The following is an 18,908-nucleotide window of genomic DNA, read 5'->3' as shown; positions in this document are numbered from 1 at the left end:
CTATGAAAGAAAATATTTTTTATAATCGTGAGCTGAGCTGGCTTTCATTTAATCACAGAGTTTTACAGGAAGCGAAAGATCGCTCGGTCCCATTGTATGAAAGACTAAAATTTCTCGCGATATATTCCTCCAATCTGGATGAATATTTCAGAGTTAGAGTTACTTCATTAAGAAGTCTTTTAAATCTTAAGGAAAAATCACGGGAAGGACTTCCCTTCCAGCCGAGAATTCTTCTAAAAAAAATTAAAGACTTAGTCCAGCTTCAGCAGGAAGAGTTCGGCAGAATATACAAGGAAGAAATAATACAAGGACTAAATGAACAGAATATTTTTCTTGTTGATGAAAAAAATATTAGTGAAAATCAAAGAAATTTTATAAGCACATACTTTTTAGATCAGGTTCTACCTTATGTTCAGCCGACACTTCTTGATAAAAACAGGATATCTACTTTTCTTCATAACCGTGCAATTTATCTGGCTGTAAAATTAAAAAGTAAGAAGAAGTCGAAACCATTAGGAAGAACCAGACCAGAAAGATTCAAATATGCTATCGCTGAAATTCCAACAGAAAAGCTCGGCAGGTTTGTAACTCTTCCATCAGATGACGCAAAACATTTTGTGATATTTCTTGATGATGTTTTAAGAATTAATTTGCCAGCACTCTTTCCCGGTTATCAAATTGATTGTGTTTATTCTGTTAAACTTACACGGGACGCCGAGCTTTATATTGATGATGAATTTACTGGAGATCTGCTTCTTAAAATCAAAAAAGGATTATCAAAAAGAAAGACAGGCGTTCCTTCAAGATTTCTGTTTGATAAAGAAATGCCGGATGATTTTCTAAAATTCTTGCGGCAAGCCTTAAAACTTAATAATGACGATCTCATACCGGGCGGAAGATACCATAACTTCAATGACTTTTTCAACTTTCCGAAGTTCAATAAACCGCATCTTGAATATGAACCAATGCCTCCTCAGACATGTAAAGAGCTTGATGGTGTGATTTCAGTATTCGATATCATCTCCCAGAAAGATATCCTCTTGAGCTTTCCATATCAATCGTATGGTTATGTGCTGAAATTCGTTGAAGCTGCAGCAGAGGATGTTTCTGTTAAATCGATTAAAATTACTCTTTATAGAATTGCTGATGATTCACTCGTTATCCGTTCACTTATTAAAGCAGCTGAAAACGGTAAAGATGTCACTGCATTCGTTGAAGTGAAAGCAAGGTTCGATGAAGAAACAAATTTCGCTTCTGCAGATGCTATGCAGAAAGCTGGTGTGAAGGTTTATTTCAGCTTTCCGGGATTAAAAGTACACTCAAAACTATGTCTTGTCGAAAGAACAGAAAAAAGTAAATCCAGGTTTTACTGTTATCTCGCGACTGGAAACTTCAACGAAAAGACTGCTAGAATTTACGCAGACTATGGTCTGTTAACTGCTAATCAGGATTTTGGCAAAGAGATAAAAAAGGTTTTTAATTTTCTTGAAAGAAAAAGTGAAAAGGAAAAGTTTAATCACTTGCTTGTTGCACCTTTTAATTTAAGAAAGACTTTGTTCCTACTGATTGACGATGAAATTAAAAATGCAAGCGAAGGAAAAACCGCAGAGATAATCTTAAAGCTGAACAGTCTCGAAGACCGAAAGATGATTAAAAAGCTTTACGAAGCTTCGCAGGCTGGAGTAAAAATAAAATTAATTATCCGCGGCATTTGTTGTCTTTTACCAGGTGTAAAAGGATTGAGCGAGAACATTGAAGCTATTAGTATTGTTGACAGATTTCTTGAGCATTCCAGGATTTACATATTCCACAATAATGGTGATAAAAAATATTTTCTTGCCTCCTCAGATTGGATGAAAAGAAACTTAAGCCGCAGAGTTGAGGTCGCTTTCCCTGTTTATGATAAAGCCATACAAAAACAACTACAGAAAATGATTGATCTGCAATGGAATGATAATCAAAAGGCAAGAATAATTGATCGAAACCAGAGTAATGAATATAGATTGAAGACACAGGAAGGTCAGATCAGAAGTCAATATGAGATTTATGAAATGCTGAGATGAAGTTACGATTTTATTCCATCTCAAAACGCCATTCCCAACCCTAAATGAAAAGTGGTTCTTTCCTGCGAGAAAGCAATGTAAGTTGATCCAATGATCAATGAATTAAGATAGGAAACCAAAATTCCAACTCCATAAGATAGGTGCCACTTATCAGAAGTATCATTCTCTGTAAAAACTCTTCCCGTTTCAGCAAATAGATTTATGCCTGTCCTGCTCTTCAAAATTATATTTATTTGTGTAACGAAAAGTCTGAGTTCAGCCTGTCCAAAAAGTGCAGCATCACCTGAAAATCTTTTATGGTTATAACCTCTTAAATTATTTTCTCCACCAACCGTAGCACCGGCATAGAATGGATATTTGCCTAACATTTTACTCCCGCCGGCTCTCAGTGCAAATGTCGCAAATGAAGTGAATGACGGCGTTAAATATGTTCGCAGATCAAACCCAGCCTGGTAAAAAGATTCTGGAATATCAAATACTCCCGGGAAAATTTTCCCGTAAAAGTTCATCCAGTAACCGGCGGTCGGATATTCCTGATGATCTTTTTCATCAACTTCCACTGCTAAATGAATACCGAAAGGATTCTGTGTACCTAATCCATAATCTCCATATTTAAATCCTGTTAGCAGTGTATCATTTTTCAATGAAGTATTAGTGTGAATGAATGATACTCCAAAACTTCCTGTGAGCCGTTCTGTAAAACCATAATGAATAGTAGGGAAAAAAGTTATTAGTTTTTGATTAGTTTCGTAGTAATTATTTATTTCGAGTTCATCATCGTAAGTGGTTTCATTTCCATAACCGAAGTAGCGGGTAACAAATTGCTCGGTAGCTGCAACAAGCAAATTTAATCTTCCATCTCTGACAACTGAATAAAAATCGCCCTCATACGCAGCGGCAAAATTTCCAAAGCGAGTTGCATAACTAAAAGTAACTTGCTGCATATAATCCTTTGGAACTGCTCTGAAGCTAAACTGATTTAATTGTATACCTCCGCCAATTGTTAAACCGTAATCAGTATCAAGTCCGATTATGGGAACAGGCAGCCAATCATGACCACGATCTCTTTGCTGAGGTTCATATTTCTCGAAATCATCTTCAGGTTCCGGCCAAAATGAATCGTCGAATGTTGTCCCAGGTCCTAATACAACAGAAGTATGTTTACCACTATCATAAAAATAAGTTTTTCCTTGTGATGCAGTAAAAGGTGTTATAGAAAGAAAATATCCATAAACAATTGATTCATCAATAAATTCGTCCCTGCCTTTGCCACCGATGACTCTAATTACGGGCGCTTCTGAACACTCACCAAAAATGTAAGTTTTATCATCACCATCATCTAAATGAATTCTCAAATCTTTGGTAATTTTATTATCAAATACTTTATGAAATAATGGATCACCTTTCGCATTACTAGTAGATTTATCTCTGCGATAAATTGTTACAACTGTTGATTTATCATCTAATCGGTTCAATTCCACATAATCATCTTCATTGCTGCAGAATACATCAGCATATTTATTAACAAGTCCATATAACTGATCAGATGCCCATTGAAGACTATCTCGCCTTGATTTCAGGTTGTATGAAATTTCTGAAGCACAGATATCGTGAACTTCGGGCGGCAGCATCTTTAAAGAACTATCAATAAGCTCGTCCGTAACTTGTACCTGAACAGCAACGGTGACCGAATCCCATTTTTGTTTATCAAGTTCAGTCAGCACTCTTCTGTCGAGAAATCTTCCGTTCCAGGTAAGGTCTTCCATTTGAGGATAATCTTCGCTAAAATGGGTTATCTGCGGAACAATATAATCTGCAATTGAAGGAAAAAGTCCATCATACTTTGAGAATACCTGATCCCTGTCACGTGGAATCGGTTTCCAGATATCTTTCGATTTACCATCAATGATTTCTTCATATTTAGCCCACCGCCACTGGTCCATATGTCTGTCCCAGTCACCGAGCAGAATATCAATAAGTCTGGCTTTGAGAAATTCTTCAGCATCAATTTTTTGACTTCTTTTTTCAGCAAGATGATCAAATAACTTGTAAGTACCTTTAACATCAAGTGCATTTTCGAAACCGGGCAAATCATTCTCTCCTTCAGATGGATGTTCTTCTATAAAACCAAGAATACCACCGAACTCTTCACGAAATTCTCCCAATCTTTCGTCATCAGGAAGAAAAACTAATTTCGGTTCAGCTTCAAGTATATTTAAGGACTTCAAGATTGGAGAAACCACCAAAGCTGCATAAGGATTTGCGGAGCTAATCTGATCCTTGAGGATATGCTCTGCTATTGATTCCTGCAAAGCCTCAGGTAAAACTTTTGAAGGATCTTTATCAATAGATCTGAACTTCCAGATTTTATTATCCTTACTAACGAACCTTAGTGATTTTGTCTGCATTCCTCCGCCGCGTTCAGTTGGAACAATTCCACCTGAAAAATTTTCGAGGTCAAGTATTTCAACTTTAACTGGAGTTGTCCAGACATCACGCCAGTGTCTACCAAAAAATAATTCGTGCAATCCGTTCGCAGCATATCTTTCGTTTGGGATTACAGTAATGTATCCGGGTATTGTATCAGATTGCGGATATACAATTGAATAGCCGATTAGTAAGATCAAAAAGGATTGAAATAGTTTCATATTACCTGGTATCAATTACAAACAAATATAAATAATGAATTGAAAATTATCATTCCTTAACCCACATGGTAAAAACGTTTTCGGAGTCGCCATTTTCATTAATTACTCTTATCACGTTTAATTGAATGCGATTATCTTTTAAAATACTGAGAGTAACAAAGCCTTCGAATCTTCCTGCAAAAAACGTATCATCTCCTTCACCAAGTGCTTTTTCAACGTGACCCCAAATTCCGGCACCACTTACAATGTAAATATTATCATTTACCCCTTCTAATATTTGCAAAGCATGTTCATGACCTGAAGCATATACTATTCCTGAATATTTGGATAAAACTGTTTCAATTTTGATTTTAAAATTTTGATAATAATCGCTGGCAATATCCTGTCTGGAGACTCCACTACCCCGGATCAACGGATATAATGAGCCAATGATTGGCAGTGGAAGCCAAAAATATTCATTCACATTAGTGAGCGGGAAAATATGGTCCTGCCACGTAAAATAACTACCATGCGGTCCGTGCGTACTTAATGGATGATGAGAAGCAACCACAACAAATTTATCCTGAAAAATAAAAAACAAACTATCCAATTTATTTGTTATCTCTGATTCCGTACAGCTTGAGCATAGTTTATCAATTGGTGCATAACGCAAGTGTTCATCCTGAAACCACCATTGTGAATCCAATATAATTACACGAATCTTTTCTCCAAAACTAAAGACTTCCGGACCGGGACATCCGTCAATTGGTAAGAAAGTTACGTTATCAATTTCTTTATCGTTTACATATTCAGCTTGTCTAGTTATTCTTTCCCAGGAATCCCCATAATCCTGCCCCCAATCGTGATTTCCCGGAATGAGGACACCCTTAGCACCGGATTTAACAACTGTATTAATCTGTTCATTAATCCGCCTTTCATATTCTTGCCTGTCCGGATCATCTTCGGCTGGAAGTCCATTTGGATAAATATTGTCTCCAAGAAAAATAACCAGAGTACTATCGGGATTAATTGATGCTTCAGTTTTTAATGCCTGAAGAACGGGTTCATTGATATCTTTTGCCGGTTCACCAGCATCTCCGATTAAGATTATTTTATAGACTACATCACTTTGACTTTGTCCAGAGATTGAATCCTGTGCAACTAAAAATGTATTAACTACACAAACTGTGATTAGGCAAATAACTTTTAACAAAAAATTATTTTTTTTCATTCCTAATTATTTACTTCCAATCTTATGATCATTTTACTAACTATTTTCGCCATAACAGAATTCGGCAAGGTTCAACACGTTCAAGAATAGAGTCATAATATCCAGCACTAAAACATTTGTCCAGCAGTAATATAAAATCTTAGCGTTTCCGGAGACTTTGCAATATTCAAAGAAAAATTTATTGCACGATCATTTATGCTGAACCAGAATCCTCCGCCAAATGAAGTGTGCCATTTGAAAGATTTTTCGTCATCATAAAAAACACGCCCGGTATCTGTGAACAGATTAATTCCTAATTGAAATGGGATTAAAAAATAAACTTTAGTTAAATAATATCTCAGCTCTGCTGAACCAAGAACAGCAAAATCACCAACGTATCTGTCACGGCTGAATCCACGCAATGTTTTTTTCCCTCCGACCGATGCTCCCTTATAAAAAGGATAATCACCCCAAACAATTTCACTATACGCTCTCAATGCAAGTGTTAAATCATTAAAATATTTGGGAGTTAAATAAGTTCTGCCATCCAGAGTTATTTTGCCGAAAAAATCTTTGTTGTTAAATGTCGGAGGATAAATATCGCCGTAAATATCAAAATAGTATCCGGTAAACGGAAGTTCTTTGTCGTCCCTGTTGTCATATCTGAGTAATGTCGAGACTGCAAAAAAATCGAGAGTACCTAAACCGTAAGGCTGCAGTTCATTAATCAGATGATCTTCTTGTCTTAAAACCGTAGAAAGTTCAAATAAAAGTCCTGTGTGTACTGTCAAATCTTTTAGTACCGGAATTTTCAGATAAAACCCTGCGCTAAAATATCTCTGATTTACATTGTAGTATTCTGCTTTGACTAAACTGTCATTCCTGACGGTTTCATTTCCGAAGCCGTAGAATCGAGTTATCTCAAGACCAGTAAACTTTGCAGGGATTTTAACATTCAATCCATCAAACATATCATTAAAATCTCCGAGAAAAATAAATTCAGCTCTCTTGGATATTGCAGCATAAGAACCTGTAAGTTCATATCGATGAGCGAATGGTAATTTTCTGAAATCATAATAGTTTATTCTACCACCGAGTCCAAGAATAAAACCATCGTCCGTGTTATACTCAAATGGTACTAATACGTTGTAATCTCTGAACCTATCTTCAATCACCGGTTCGTATCTTTGCTGCGGATCTTCAGGTAAAATATATTCTTCATCATTTGTATATGTTCCTTCACCTTCAATGAATATTGTCTTCTTACCTGAGTCATAAAATTCAGTCATCGTTTTGGTTGTTTGAAGTGGAGTAATAGATAAAAAATAACCCTGAACATTTGAACTGTCAATTAGCTCATCTTTGCCATCTCCACCTTCAATAATAATTCTCATCCCTTCTTGAACTTCTCCTGTAACGATAACAAAATCATCTCCGCCAAACATATGAAGTCTCAGTTCATCCGTGACAGAGTTTTCGAGAAGCCGATTATACACAATTGATTCTTTTTTATTGCCGGTTTCTTTGTCGCGCTTGAAAATGGTTACTTCTGTAAATGTATCATTTACTCTTTTTATTTCAGCATATTCATCTTTATCGCTGCAGTAAACATCCACATATTTTGAAACCCAATTATAATATTCATCTGAAGCACTTTTTAACTGATCTCGCCTCGATTTAAGTTTTGCAATTAAATGCTCGCCTTCAATTTGGTAATATTCTTTAGGCATTTGACTGACTGCTTGTTCGATAGTTTCGTCGGTGAATTTACTCTGCATATAAACTGCAACAGAATCCCAAATAGGTTTATCCAGTGAACTTAAAAGTCTTCTATCTAAATGTCTTCCTTCCCACGTCATATCAAGCATAGCCGGCATATCATAATCAAAATGAACCATAGAAGTAATTGCAACTGTCATTACAGTTGGAAATAGTCCATCGTAAAGTGGAAATGCAAAATCTCTGTCTTTGGGAATTGGTTTCCAGATTCTTTTTTTACCATTCTTGTAGCCAGCCCAATTCCATTGACCAGCGTGTCTATCACGATCACCAATAAATACATCAAACAAACGGGCTTTTAGAAATTCAACGGCATCAACTTTTTCATCATTATCTTCCTGAAGTTCACCGTATAACTTAAAAGTGTTTATAATTTTATCTGCACCAGCAAAATTTAAGGATTCATTTTTATAATCTTCTGGATTTTCTTCAATCGTGCCTAATACTCCGGCAAATTCTTCTCTGAACTCACCTAATAGTTCATCATCAGGCATAATACAAATTGCAGTTTTTGCATTTAGAATTCCGATGGAATCCATCAGCAATGAAGTTATTACGGAGGAAGCAGGCATTGTAACACTTATCTGATCCTGCATTGCTTCAGCAACGACTGATTCTTTGAAATCCGGTGGCAGGCTTCTCGTAACATCTTTATCAATTGAACGGAATCTGTATTCCTTACCATCGTTGCCAATAAATTTCAGAGATTTGGTCTGAAGTCCTCCGCCTTTTTCATAAGGAGCTAATCCACCTGCAAATTTTTTAAGATCAAGAACTGGTACCTTTATTGGACTGATCCAGAGATTTCTCCAATGATCTCCGGCAAAAAATCTAGTAAAACCGCTTGCATCATAATCTCCTGCAACAACAATTTCAGTCCCGCTAAAAAAACTTGTTGTGTCTTGTGAGAAACAATTCTCAATTAGTAAGAATAAGAGTATTGATATTAGGAATTTATTGTTGAAGTTCTTTATCAAAGAAATCAGAATAATTTTAAATATTATAATCGGTGTAATAAATCGATAGTGAAAATTTAGAAGCAAATATTCTTACGATCAGATAGGAGAGAGCTACTCCATCGGTAAATTCATTCGTTTCAGAATTTCTTTGAAGCGCGGATGTTCTTGTAGTTCTTTCCAGAATTTACCATTAATAAAATTAAGTCCTCCCAAGCGTTTATCAATCGCTCTGTGAAGCGAATCAATTGCTTTATCCAATTCACCTAATCCTGTATATACAATTGCCAACTCGAGTTCCAAAGTTGGACTTTTAAGCTGTTCTTTTTCCGCTTTATGTATGAATTCAATCGCCCTCTCTGTTTGTCCAAGCTTAGCGTACGCGTAACTAAGTCCGGATTCTGCTTTCAAAATATTAGTTGGATTATCCAATATTTTATTGAATATCTCTATTGCTTTATCATAATTGTTCGATCTTAAATACATCCAGGCCATACTATTCCAGGAATCACCAAAATCGGGATCAAGCTCAATTGTTTTGTTCTGTTGTGCAATCGCCTGTTCGGTCTGGTTGTTATTAAAATAAACAAATGATAATATGTAACTGATTGGTGGATTTAATGGATCTATCTGATGAGCAAGTTCAGCTTCCTTTAAAGCTTTTTTATGATAACCGAGAGTAGTCAATAACATCGCATAATACTGATGTGTTTCAGCGGAGTTTGGATTCTTCTCAAAGACTTTCAAAAAACATTTTTCAGCACCTTCCCAATCCCAATCATTGAAGTATTTTATCATCCCAAGTGAAATATGGGCAAATACAGAATTACTATCCAGCTCGTACGACTTAAGAGCATATTCTTTCGCTTTAGGATATGCTGTTTGAGTTGGCATAAAGCCAACTGCCCCGAAATAAACATAACACGCTGATAATCTTGAATAAGCTAAAGCAAAGTCGGGAGACATTTTTATTGCATCTTCAAAACAATTTACTGCTTTAAGAACAAATTCAGGAGCCCATTTATTCCAATAAAATAATCCCTTTAAATAAAGATTATATGCTTCAATGTTTTCAGTGGGAACATTGACAAGATGCTTTACGGGCTTATGGATATTTATTGTCTTTTTTAGTTGATCAACAATCGAATTTGCAATTTCATCCTGAACTTCAAATATGTCTTTCAGGTCTCTGTCAAAAGTTTCTGACCATTTGTGATAACCATTTTCTGAATTAATCAGCTGTGCCGTGACACGTACTCGGTTACCGTATTTTCGCACGCTTCCTTCAAGAACAGTTTTAACACCGAGCGTTTTGCCGATTTCTCGTATATCCGAATTCTTTCCTTTAAATGCAAATGAGGATGTACGTGAAGTAACCAGAAGACCATCTACTTTAGCAAGTGCATTGAGAAGTTCCTCTGTCATACCATCGCTGAAATATTCATTATCTTTATCTGCGCTGAGATTGATGAATGGTAGAACAGCGATGGAGTTCTCAGAAATCGCTGATTTACCTTCAATCTGATCATGAGTTGGAATAACTAATCCATCACAATTTATTGCGTAAATTTTTACAGGATACTTAACATTTTTAAGTTCAAACCTTCCGAGAAAAACGGATGAAACTTCAGTTTGATTTTTCAGTTCATCGTTTATTTTATCTGAGACTAAAACACTACCAGGTACCGCCATATTTTCTATTCTTGAAGCAATGTTAACTCCGTCACCATAAACACCTTCATCATCATAAACAACATCACCAGCGTGAATACCAATGCGGAGCGGAACTTTTGGTTCAGTCTGAAGTTCTTTCTGGATTTTTGCGGCACAAATAGCTGCTTCAATTGCACTTCCAAATATGGATAAAGTCCCGTCACCATAATACTGGAGTATCTGTCCACGATGCTCTAATATCAGTCTTTCAAGGACTGCACGATGCTTGTCTCTTAAAATTTTTGCCTGCCGCTCATTCTCCTGCATGAGTGCAGTATAGCCCACCATATCGGTAAACATAATTGCGGCGAGCATTCTAATTTCTTTCATATAAAAAATTTGTAAATATTTTAAGTAAAAATTTTAAGAAGTGGGAAGAAATTAAAGGACTAATCGGTTAAATGCAAAATAACATCAACCAGCGGAAAAAGTCAATTTTGGGTGAAAGGAAGAAATTCAACTCCTCCCTTCACCCTTAATAATTTATTTTTTCTTTGCACCAGCTTCGGCAACAGCAATTGCAGTCATATTGATGATATCATCAACAGTTGCGCCACGCTGTAATACATGGATAGGTTTTTTCATACCCATCAAAATTGGTCCAACGACTGAGGCCTGGCCAATCCTTGCCATAAGCTTATAGGCGATGTTCCCTGAATTCAGATCCGGGAAGATGAGAATATTTGGTTTTCCTTTTAATGAACTGAAGGAAAATTCTTTTTCGATTATTTCCGGAACTATCGCGGTATCAGCCTGCATTTCACCATCAATCATCAAGTCAGGTCGGAGTTTCTTAACTATTTCAGTAGCGTGTTTTACTTTTATTGATTCAGGATATGGTGCGCTGCCAAAATTACTGAAAGATAGCATTGCTATTTTCGGCACAACATCGAAAGTTTTTACTGTATCGGCTGTCGATATAGCAATTTCAGCAAGCTGCTCAGCATTCGGATTAACATTTACAGTTGTATCAGCAAAGAAGTAAACATCCTGTTTTGCAAAAATTATATACAACCCCGAAACAACTTTAAGTCCTTCTTTCATACCGACACAATGAAGAGCAGGTCTGATAGTATTGGGATAGCTCGTAGTTAACCCGCTTATAAGTGCATCAGCTTCACCTAACTCAACCATCATTGAACCAAAATAATTCGGTTTCTTCATAAGGTTTTTAGTGTCCTTTAAGGTTGCCCCTTTTCGTGAGCGCTTTTTGAAAAATGCTTCAGCGTACTCGTTTCTTTTTTCACTTGCTTCAGGATCAAATATCTGGAATTCTTTTTGATCGAAACCAAGTTTTTCAATTTCTTCTTTTATAATCTTTTCATTACCAAGCAGAACAGGAAAAGCCATATTATCGTTATATACAACGTGAGCGGCCCTGATTATTTTTTCTTCTTCACCTTCAGGATAAACAACTTTGAGTGGACGCTTTTGAGCTTTATGAATCATCACACGAATTAATTCTTTTGACAGTCCAAGTCTCTCTTTAAGTTTTTCTTCGTACTGCTGCCAATCCAATTCTTTGATTTTCGCAACTCCGGTTTCAATAGCAGCTTTTGCAACAGCAGGTGCAACGTACCAAAGAACTCTTGGGTCAAAAGGTTTTGGAATAATATATTCTTTACCGAAGGAAAAATCCTCTCCACCATATGCTCTAATAACCATCTCAGGTACTTTTTCTTTTGCAAGTCTTGCCAATGCCAGCGTGGCGGCCATTTTCATTTCGTCATTTATTGCAACTGCCCTTACATCTAAAGCACCTCTGAAGATAAACGGAAATCCGAGGACATTATTTACCTGATTCGGAAAGTCACTTCTGCCGGTAGCCATAATTAAATCTTCTCTGACAGATACGGCTTCATCATACATTATTTCAGGATCAGGATTTGCCATCGCAAAAATGATCGGATTTTTGCCCATTGATTTTACCATATCCTTACTAACTACACCACCGGTTGATAAGCCAATAAATACATCTGCTCCTACCATTGCATCAGCTAAAGATGCAAATCCTTTGGTCTGCGCAAACAATTCTTTATACTTATTAAGGTCTTTTCTGTCTTTGGTAACGCAGCCTTTAGTATCGAACATCCAAATATTTTCTCTTTTTGCACCTGCCATTATATAATGCTTGCAGCAGGAAATTGCTGAAGCACCAGCACCACTGACAACAATTTTTATCTTATCTAATTTTTTGCCTGCCACTTCAACTGCATTAATAAGTGCAGCGCAGGAGATTATAGCTGTACCATGCTGGTCATCATGAAAAACGGGAATCTTCATTGTTGCTTTTAATTCTTCTTCTATCTCGAAACACTCAGGAGCTTTAATATCCTCAAGATTAATTCCTCCAAAGGTTGGTTCGAGCATCTGTACAGCTCTGATTATTTCTTTCGAATCGTGCGAAGCAAGTTCAATATCAAAAACATCAATGTCTGCAAATCTTTTAAAGAGAACTCCCTTTCCTTCCATCACCGGCTTTCCTGCTTCAGCTCCGATGTCACCAAGGCCAAGCACAGCCGTGCCATTAGATACGACAGCAACAAGATTTCCCTTAGCCGTGTACTTATAAACATCTTCAACATTTTTATGAATCTCACGGCAGGGTTCCGCAACGCCAGGTGTGTAGGCAAGCGAAAGATCACGTGACGTTAAACAAGGTTTTGAGGCGATAACTTCTATTTTGCCTTTTCTTTCTATCGAGTGGTATTGTAGTGCTTCTTCTTTACTTATTTTCATTTTAACTCCTGGTAATTTTTTATTTCACTAAGATAAATTATTGTTTAACATAAGAATGGATATTATCAAATTTGTACAAAATTCCTCTATCCGGAATGAGAATTTGATTTGAATGATGATGTAAAATTTGCATAAAATTACATCACAAAATTACTTCAAAATTCTGAATAAGCCTAAGTAATACGGTCTTTTTTAATCAATAAAACTTAATAATTAGCAATTAATTCATTCGGCTTGAAGCTGCAGCCTCTTCTATCAGCCTTTCAGAAAGTTCTTTGCCAAGATATATATCAATTATAAAATGAATGAGGTATAAAAGCGGTGTGAGCACTACTGCTACGAGAAATTTATAAATATAATTGACAATACCAATTGCCATTATTAGAGTAAAATCCCATCCAGCTCCAACATAAAAAGCAATAAAAAGAACAACAAAGCTGTCAATGAATTGAGAAACTAATGTTGAACCCGTAGCCCGCAACCAGATTTTTGAACTGCCGGTGAATGACCTTAAAAAATGGAAAACGTAGACATCGACTAATTGTCCAATCAGAAAGCGGTTAACGAACCGGCTATTATCCATAAGCCCTGTCCGAAAATAGTGTTGAACGCCAGATCCATATTGATTACAGCCATAATCAGTTTCCGTTGATCCAGAAATCAGCGGGACGCAGTCCCATTGCAAAGTAGACCATTAGAAATGCATAAGCAATTAACGTTGCCGCGGTAAATGACATAAATCCGAACACCTTTTCGTCCGGAATATTCATTGATTATATCAGTCATAATAAATACAATTGGCCAGAGCAAAACTCCAGCAGTTAGATTGAAAGACAAATTGCTTTCTCCAAAAAAGGAAAGATTAATCGGTGGAATACCAAAGCAATTTTTCCAGTGAAAATATTTTCACACCGATAAATTCAGCGAGAAGCGCGTTGGCAACAAAAACGATCCAAGGATGTAAAATAAGTTATTACTTTTATTACCTTATTTAAATTTTTATTGTGATTGATTTTTAATGTTAATATAAATAAAAAAGCGGTACCATTACTGATACCGCTTTCGTGGAGAGCGTCAGATGCTTTGCGTTATCTTCTGTTTTTATCCCTTGAATTGTTGTTTTCAGTTGACCTGTCTGTTTCGAACTTCGTATCATTGCTTTCGGGTCTGCTGGTTATTATTTCTGTTCTTTCTACTTTCTTCTTGACTTCATTTTTATTCCTGATCCTGGTGTCTGCTTGACTTTTGTATTCTCACGTTTAACATCTTTCGTCTGCATTTGATTTGTGCTCTTGTTCTCACTTCCTTTGCCTCAATTCTGTTCTTGTTCGGTTCTGATTCAAAGATTTGTTTTTTACACGAGTTATGTTTTTAACCTGGTTTTCTTTTCTCGTATTGAAATCTTATTCATTTCTAATTGTTTCATTGTTTCTTTTTTCAACAGTTTCTCTCGTACGGTTTGTTTTGATTTCAGTATTCCGGTTAGAATCAGTTCTGTTCTTTTCGAAAATTTTATCAACACCTGTTTTTATATCTCTTCTTTCCTGATCTTTTTTCCGTGTATCAACATTTCTTTCGATGGTTTTATTTTCAGTTCTACCGGTATTGATATTCTCTCTTCTGCCAATCTGAACCTTTTCGACATCAAGAGATGTACGTCTGTTTTCTCTTTTGATTTCCATACGACCTAAATCATTCCTTACCAGTTCATCCTGTTTAGATCAAGAGTCCTGATTTCATCACGCTTTCCATATCCATCTCTTTTCAATTCTCTGGAATCATTTGTTCTGATTATATCTCGCTGTTTTATTTTCTGACCAGATCGTGTACTGATGTAATTTACATCAATTCCTCTGTTTTGAATCCGGCCATTTCTATAACCATAGTCGTGACGATATTTTGTTCCGCTGTATATTCTATATTTATAATCTGGTCCAACATAATAGTTATATACATACGGATCACAGAAATTATTATACGTCACAAAATGCCAATGGTGATATGGTGAGTAGTATGTATTACTCCAGAATATTCCGATTGAGATCGAAAAAGATGCATAAGGATGTAAAGGAGCCCAACCGATGTAATCGTTGTCATATCTCCATTCAACCCATGCAGGAGCCCACTCGTAGTCAGGATACCAGAGCCATCCGTAATAATCATCGTAATACCATCTTCCATAATGATAAGTGATGAAACCGAAAGGTTCATACGAATCCCAGTACCAACCGTCGTAGGTCCAAACCCATCTACCCATTTGATACGGCATCCAGTTAACACGAATGATAGTTGGTCTCCAAACCACTACACCGTAATCTACTTCAATCCAGCTCCCATAAGGAGACAGTTCTGTGTAGAAGTATCCACCCACCCCGTGATTATGTCTTTTTGCTTCTGCATTAAAAGTTACTGCAACAAAAAGAACTACTGCAAGAATTATGATCCGTTTCATTTTACACCTCCGTGTTATGTTTACGGTACAAATAGTCCAATGAAGGTGCCAATAGTGAAAACCTAATTTTATTTGATTTCAAGCTATTTGGAAGGTTTTGTGTCTATTTAATTAGACAGAATGTATGCTATGTATGCTAAAATCTCATCTCTTGACCTTTCTTGATTTCCACAAGTAGTTGCCAAATGCACCGACTAATCCGGTAATGATTGTAAGGGATTTGAAATATTTCTACAATTAATAAATAATTTAACTTAAGATTGTTCAAAAGAATTTCTTTTCCCTTATAAAGAATTCTGAATTCAAAAATGATTTTCAGAAAAAGTGAAATCAAAAATGAAAACAAAAATATTTTATTAAGCCAAATACCAAGAATTATTTGTGCAACTAATCCAATATAAAATGCATAAATTAAAATTAGTTTGAGAACAAGACTTTTATCGCTGTAAAATAATCCTTTGCTCGCCCATCGTTTTCTCTGCTGATAAAAATCTCCAATACTTTGATTAGCTGAAGTTTTAACAATGGCTTTTTTATTGATGCAGAATTTCACTTTAAAGTCAGTATCTCTTGCTATTTTTTGCATAAGAAGTTCATCATCACCCGATGATAAATCCATATTATCATTAAAGCCGCCGACTTCGTCAAATACTTTTTTTCTGTATGCAATATTTGCTGCATTACAGATAGTTGGATGACCTGCTCCTATCAATCCTGCGCCGCAAAGTACCAATCCTGCAAATTCAAGTTTCTGAAATTCTGCGAACAACCTCTTATCATCTCTCAAACTCAACCGGACCTGAAACAAAACCGGTTACGGGATCAAATGATTGCATTAATGAATTCAGCCATTCTTCATCGTGAATACAATCTGCATCAGTTGTAACGATTATCTCCTTTTGCATTTTCAATACCATATCTGATTGCTCTTTTCTTGTGAGCATTCTTTGAAAAGATCCTCAGGAACTGATAATACTCCGATATTATTGCTTTTTAATATTTTTTTAGTAATTCGAGAGAATTATCTTCCGACGAATCATTTACATAAATAACTTCAAACTTTTCAATTGGATACAACTGAGATTCTATAGACTTAAGACTTGCCAAAATATTTTCTTCTTCATTTCGGAATGGAATTATGATTGATATGAATTCATGAGGAATTTTTTCGTTTACTGCCAGATTTTAAATTTCCAATCCTCTGAATATTCTCTGTAGAAAAAGGAGATAATGAATAGAAATAATAGAAATATAAAAGTAGAAAAATGTAAACGAAGAATCAATTATCATTTTTTCTTAAGAACATTCCAACGCCAATTAAAGCTGGAATAAGCAGATTAATTATGAAAAGAAAAATGGACGCATTAAAACCAATAGAAGCAGTTTCACCCATTTGAGTAATAAAAAAAAACTGAAGCACCCTCCGTATTCCAAGTTCTCCAAAAGAAATTGGAGGGAATAATTGTTTTAGTAAACATTATCAGGTTGGCTGCCCAGAGGTAGTGAACAAAATCAAAATGATTTGAAAATGCGACACTAAAAGCGCATATTGAATTAAGAAACAGAAATAAAATAAAAAGGATATGAAAAGCATTTTAAAAATATTTTTATCCAGATTTTCAAAAATTCTTAACTTATCAAGAAAAGGTTTCAGCTTGTGATGAATTAAGTTTTGAAAATAAAATACTATTCCAAAATTTATTACTAAGCAGCAGAATAATTAGCAAATAGAAAAATGTAAAGATCAGAATGAAAAGTGATAAAACTATATAAATGGACACATTGTAATAGAAATAAATAAAAGCAAACTCGAAATGAACCGAGCGATGCAACCATCAATAAAGGAAAAAATTTATCTATAAGTGTTGCAACTGTTACCTGGACAATTGATTTATCTTTGAATTCAATTCCTCTTCCAAAATATTCACCGATTCTTAATGGAGTGATTATCCCTGCTGAAAAACCAAAAAAAGTGATCTGAATATTTTCAATTATCATTTACTCCAAGCACTTCAACGCAGGTTATTCTCCATTTAGTGTATTGAAGATAAATATTGAGTACACCTAAAAGGATGACAAACCCGATAATGGCAATGTTTGCTTCACTTATTGCTAGGATAATTTGATTGTAATCAACAGAACTTATAAGATAAGATAGCAATCCGGCTGCGATTATTAACTTAGCAGCAATTACCAAAGTTGTTTTGTTAATCAGCCGATGCTTTTGGATTCCTGTTAAATTCTTTTCCATCAAAATATTTTATTGCTCTATTTCAAATATATTAACTTTTAATCCTTCGGTACAGTTTGTGCACATTGGTTCCGATTTCCGGTCCGAAAGAATTTTAGTTCTGAATTCGTAATATTTATCAGAATTCCAAACCTCAGAGAATGACTTCCCATTTACAATTCCTATTTCATTTTCGGCATCTTTGTCAAAACAGCAAGGAACTACTCTGCCATCCCAGGTAATCACTGATGTTCTCCACAAAGCGAAGCAGTGATTTTTAATTTCGTTTTTAATTCTGAAGGAATTGTTTTCCACTAGATATCTTCTAAATTTTTATTTGTTGGAAGAAATTTAACCGCATTCTCGTATGAGGATATTTGCATTGTCTTAAACACAAGCTTATCTACACCAACCTCTTTGCAGTACTTTCTGACCTCATCCATCTGGTGCTCATTTTGCTTCATCACAATAAATTGAAATTCAATAAAGGTTTTTTAATCCACGTTCATTTTCTTCGGATTAATGATCTTAATCCTTTATCCGCTTGCTCGAAAGTTCCACCAACTCTATATTTTTGGTAACTTTCTTCATCAAGTCCATCAACAGAAAATATTAGTTTGTCCGGTGCATTATCAATAACCAGATCGACGTTATTCTTATTAACAAAATGTCCGTTAGTACTGATGGAGACATATACATTTTTATCTTGAGCATATTTTATCATCTCGGGAAGCTTTTTATTTATGTAAGGTTCACCCTGAAAGTAAAGCTGAATGTAAAAACCAGTATCACTGATTTCATCAATAATTTTTAAAATCCTCTGTTTTTAGTAAGCCCAATGGTCGAGTTAATGTTCCTAATCCTGAAGGACATTCCGGACATTTTAAATTACAGTGATTGGTTGGTTCAATGGAATATGAGATGGGCATTCCCCAAACGATTGGCTTACGGAATATTCTCGAAAGATGAAAAGAACTAATTATCTTAATAGCATTAAAAGCTTTTTTAACAGTAAAATATTTGACTAAATTTATTTCCAAGTATCCGAACTAATTTGTTAATTCTGGAACAAAAATAGTCAATTGCATTTTAACCTGAAAGATTATCCTTTTTAAAATAGCTGTTAAAACATTATCTTT

At 35.5% G+C, this 18,908-nt stretch carries 16 protein-coding genes and 1 pseudogene; 2 read left to right on the top strand and 15 right to left on the bottom strand.

Translation table 11 applies throughout. The features are described from left to right. Positions 1 to 2 precede the first annotated feature (2 nt). Positions 3 to 2,063: a polyphosphate kinase 1 gene (gene ppk1, locus IPM14_14170; protein MBK9099233.1), complete on the top strand. Its 2,061-nt coding sequence runs from the start codon at positions 3 to 5 to the stop codon at positions 2,061 to 2,063. 20 nt (positions 2,064 to 2,083) lie between these two features. Here the strand turns inward: ppk1 and IPM14_14165 are convergent, their stop codons facing one another. The 15 genes and pseudogenes from IPM14_14165 to IPM14_14095 form a co-directional block, all read right to left on the bottom strand. Next, the gene (locus IPM14_14165) at positions 2,084 to 4,711 is read right to left on the bottom strand and encodes a BamA/TamA family outer membrane protein (protein MBK9099232.1); all 2,628 of its coding nucleotides are present in this window, start codon (positions 4,709 to 4,711) and stop codon (positions 2,084 to 2,086) included. A 49-nt stretch (positions 4,712 to 4,760) separates the two neighbouring features. Next, entirely contained in the window at positions 4,761 to 5,921 is a 1,161-nt protein-coding gene (locus IPM14_14160) for a metallophosphoesterase (protein MBK9099231.1), read from the bottom strand. Positions 5,922 to 6,028: 107 nt separating this feature from the next. Further along, on the bottom strand, positions 6,029 to 8,656 hold the full coding sequence (locus IPM14_14155) for a BamA/TamA family outer membrane protein (protein ID MBK9099230.1): 2,628 nt from the start codon (positions 8,654 to 8,656) through the stop codon (positions 6,029 to 6,031). A 93-nt stretch (positions 8,657 to 8,749) separates the two neighbouring features. After that, the gene (locus IPM14_14150; GenBank protein ID MBK9099229.1) at positions 8,750 to 10,678 is read right to left on the bottom strand and encodes a tetratricopeptide repeat protein; all 1,929 of its coding nucleotides are present in this window, start codon (positions 10,676 to 10,678) and stop codon (positions 8,750 to 8,752) included. A 153-nt stretch (positions 10,679 to 10,831) separates the two neighbouring features. Further along, complete coding sequence (locus tag IPM14_14145; GenBank protein MBK9099228.1) at positions 10,832 to 13,087, bottom strand: NADP-dependent malic enzyme; 2,256 nt, start codon at positions 13,085 to 13,087, stop codon at positions 10,832 to 10,834. Between the two features lie 220 nt (positions 13,088 to 13,307). Beyond that, a pseudogene (locus tag IPM14_14140) lies at positions 13,308 to 14,003 on the bottom strand (queuosine precursor transporter). Between the two features lie 487 nt (positions 14,004 to 14,490). Continuing rightward, positions 14,491 to 14,769, bottom strand: coding sequence for a hypothetical protein (locus IPM14_14135; protein MBK9099227.1), 279 nt, complete (start codon positions 14,767 to 14,769; stop codon positions 14,491 to 14,493). A 17-nt stretch (positions 14,770 to 14,786) separates the two neighbouring features. After that, positions 14,787 to 15,539 (bottom strand): hypothetical protein, encoded by a 753-nt coding sequence (locus tag IPM14_14130; GenBank protein MBK9099226.1) that lies wholly within the window; start codon positions 15,537 to 15,539, stop codon positions 14,787 to 14,789. A 136-nt stretch (positions 15,540 to 15,675) separates the two neighbouring features. Then, the gene (locus IPM14_14125; protein ID MBK9099225.1) at positions 15,676 to 16,326 is read right to left on the bottom strand and encodes a hypothetical protein; all 651 of its coding nucleotides are present in this window, start codon (positions 16,324 to 16,326) and stop codon (positions 15,676 to 15,678) included. Beyond that, positions 16,316 to 16,483 carry a hypothetical protein gene (locus IPM14_14120; GenBank protein ID MBK9099224.1) on the bottom strand — a complete coding sequence of 56 codons (168 nt, stop codon included), beginning with the start codon at positions 16,481 to 16,483 and terminating at the stop codon, positions 16,316 to 16,318. Before IPM14_14120 ends, IPM14_14125 begins: the two co-directional genes overlap by 11 nt. A gap of 49 nt (positions 16,484 to 16,532) precedes the next feature. Continuing rightward, complete coding sequence (locus tag IPM14_14115) at positions 16,533 to 16,646, bottom strand: glycosyltransferase (GenBank protein MBK9099223.1); 114 nt, start codon at positions 16,644 to 16,646, stop codon at positions 16,533 to 16,535. 597 nt (positions 16,647 to 17,243) lie between these two features. Next, on the bottom strand, positions 17,244 to 17,537 hold the full coding sequence (locus tag IPM14_14110; protein ID MBK9099222.1) for a hypothetical protein: 294 nt from the start codon (positions 17,535 to 17,537) through the stop codon (positions 17,244 to 17,246). After that, positions 17,527 to 17,790: a hypothetical protein gene (locus IPM14_14105; protein MBK9099221.1), complete on the bottom strand. Its 264-nt coding sequence runs from the start codon at positions 17,788 to 17,790 to the stop codon at positions 17,527 to 17,529. Before IPM14_14105 ends, IPM14_14110 begins: the two co-directional genes overlap by 11 nt. Positions 17,791 to 17,799: 9 nt before the next feature. Then, the gene (locus IPM14_14100; protein MBK9099220.1) at positions 17,800 to 18,084 is read right to left on the bottom strand and encodes an SPASM domain-containing protein; all 285 of its coding nucleotides are present in this window, start codon (positions 18,082 to 18,084) and stop codon (positions 17,800 to 17,802) included. Positions 18,085 to 18,274: 190 nt separating this feature from the next. Beyond that, the gene (locus IPM14_14095) at positions 18,275 to 18,586 is read right to left on the bottom strand and encodes a hypothetical protein (protein ID MBK9099219.1); all 312 of its coding nucleotides are present in this window, start codon (positions 18,584 to 18,586) and stop codon (positions 18,275 to 18,277) included. 21 nt (positions 18,587 to 18,607) lie between these two features. On the opposite strand from IPM14_14095, the gene IPM14_14090 reads away from it, so the two are divergent. Then, positions 18,608 to 18,748: a hypothetical protein gene (locus IPM14_14090; protein MBK9099218.1), complete on the top strand. Its 141-nt coding sequence runs from the start codon at positions 18,608 to 18,610 to the stop codon at positions 18,746 to 18,748. Positions 18,749 to 18,908: the final 160 nt, after the last annotated feature.

The sequence above is a fragment of the bacterium genome (assembly GCA_016716565.1).
Classification (GTDB): Bacteria; Bacteroidota; Ignavibacteria; order Ignavibacteriales; family Ignavibacteriaceae; genus IGN2.
This window is presented reverse-complemented; position numbering and strand designations above follow the sequence as displayed.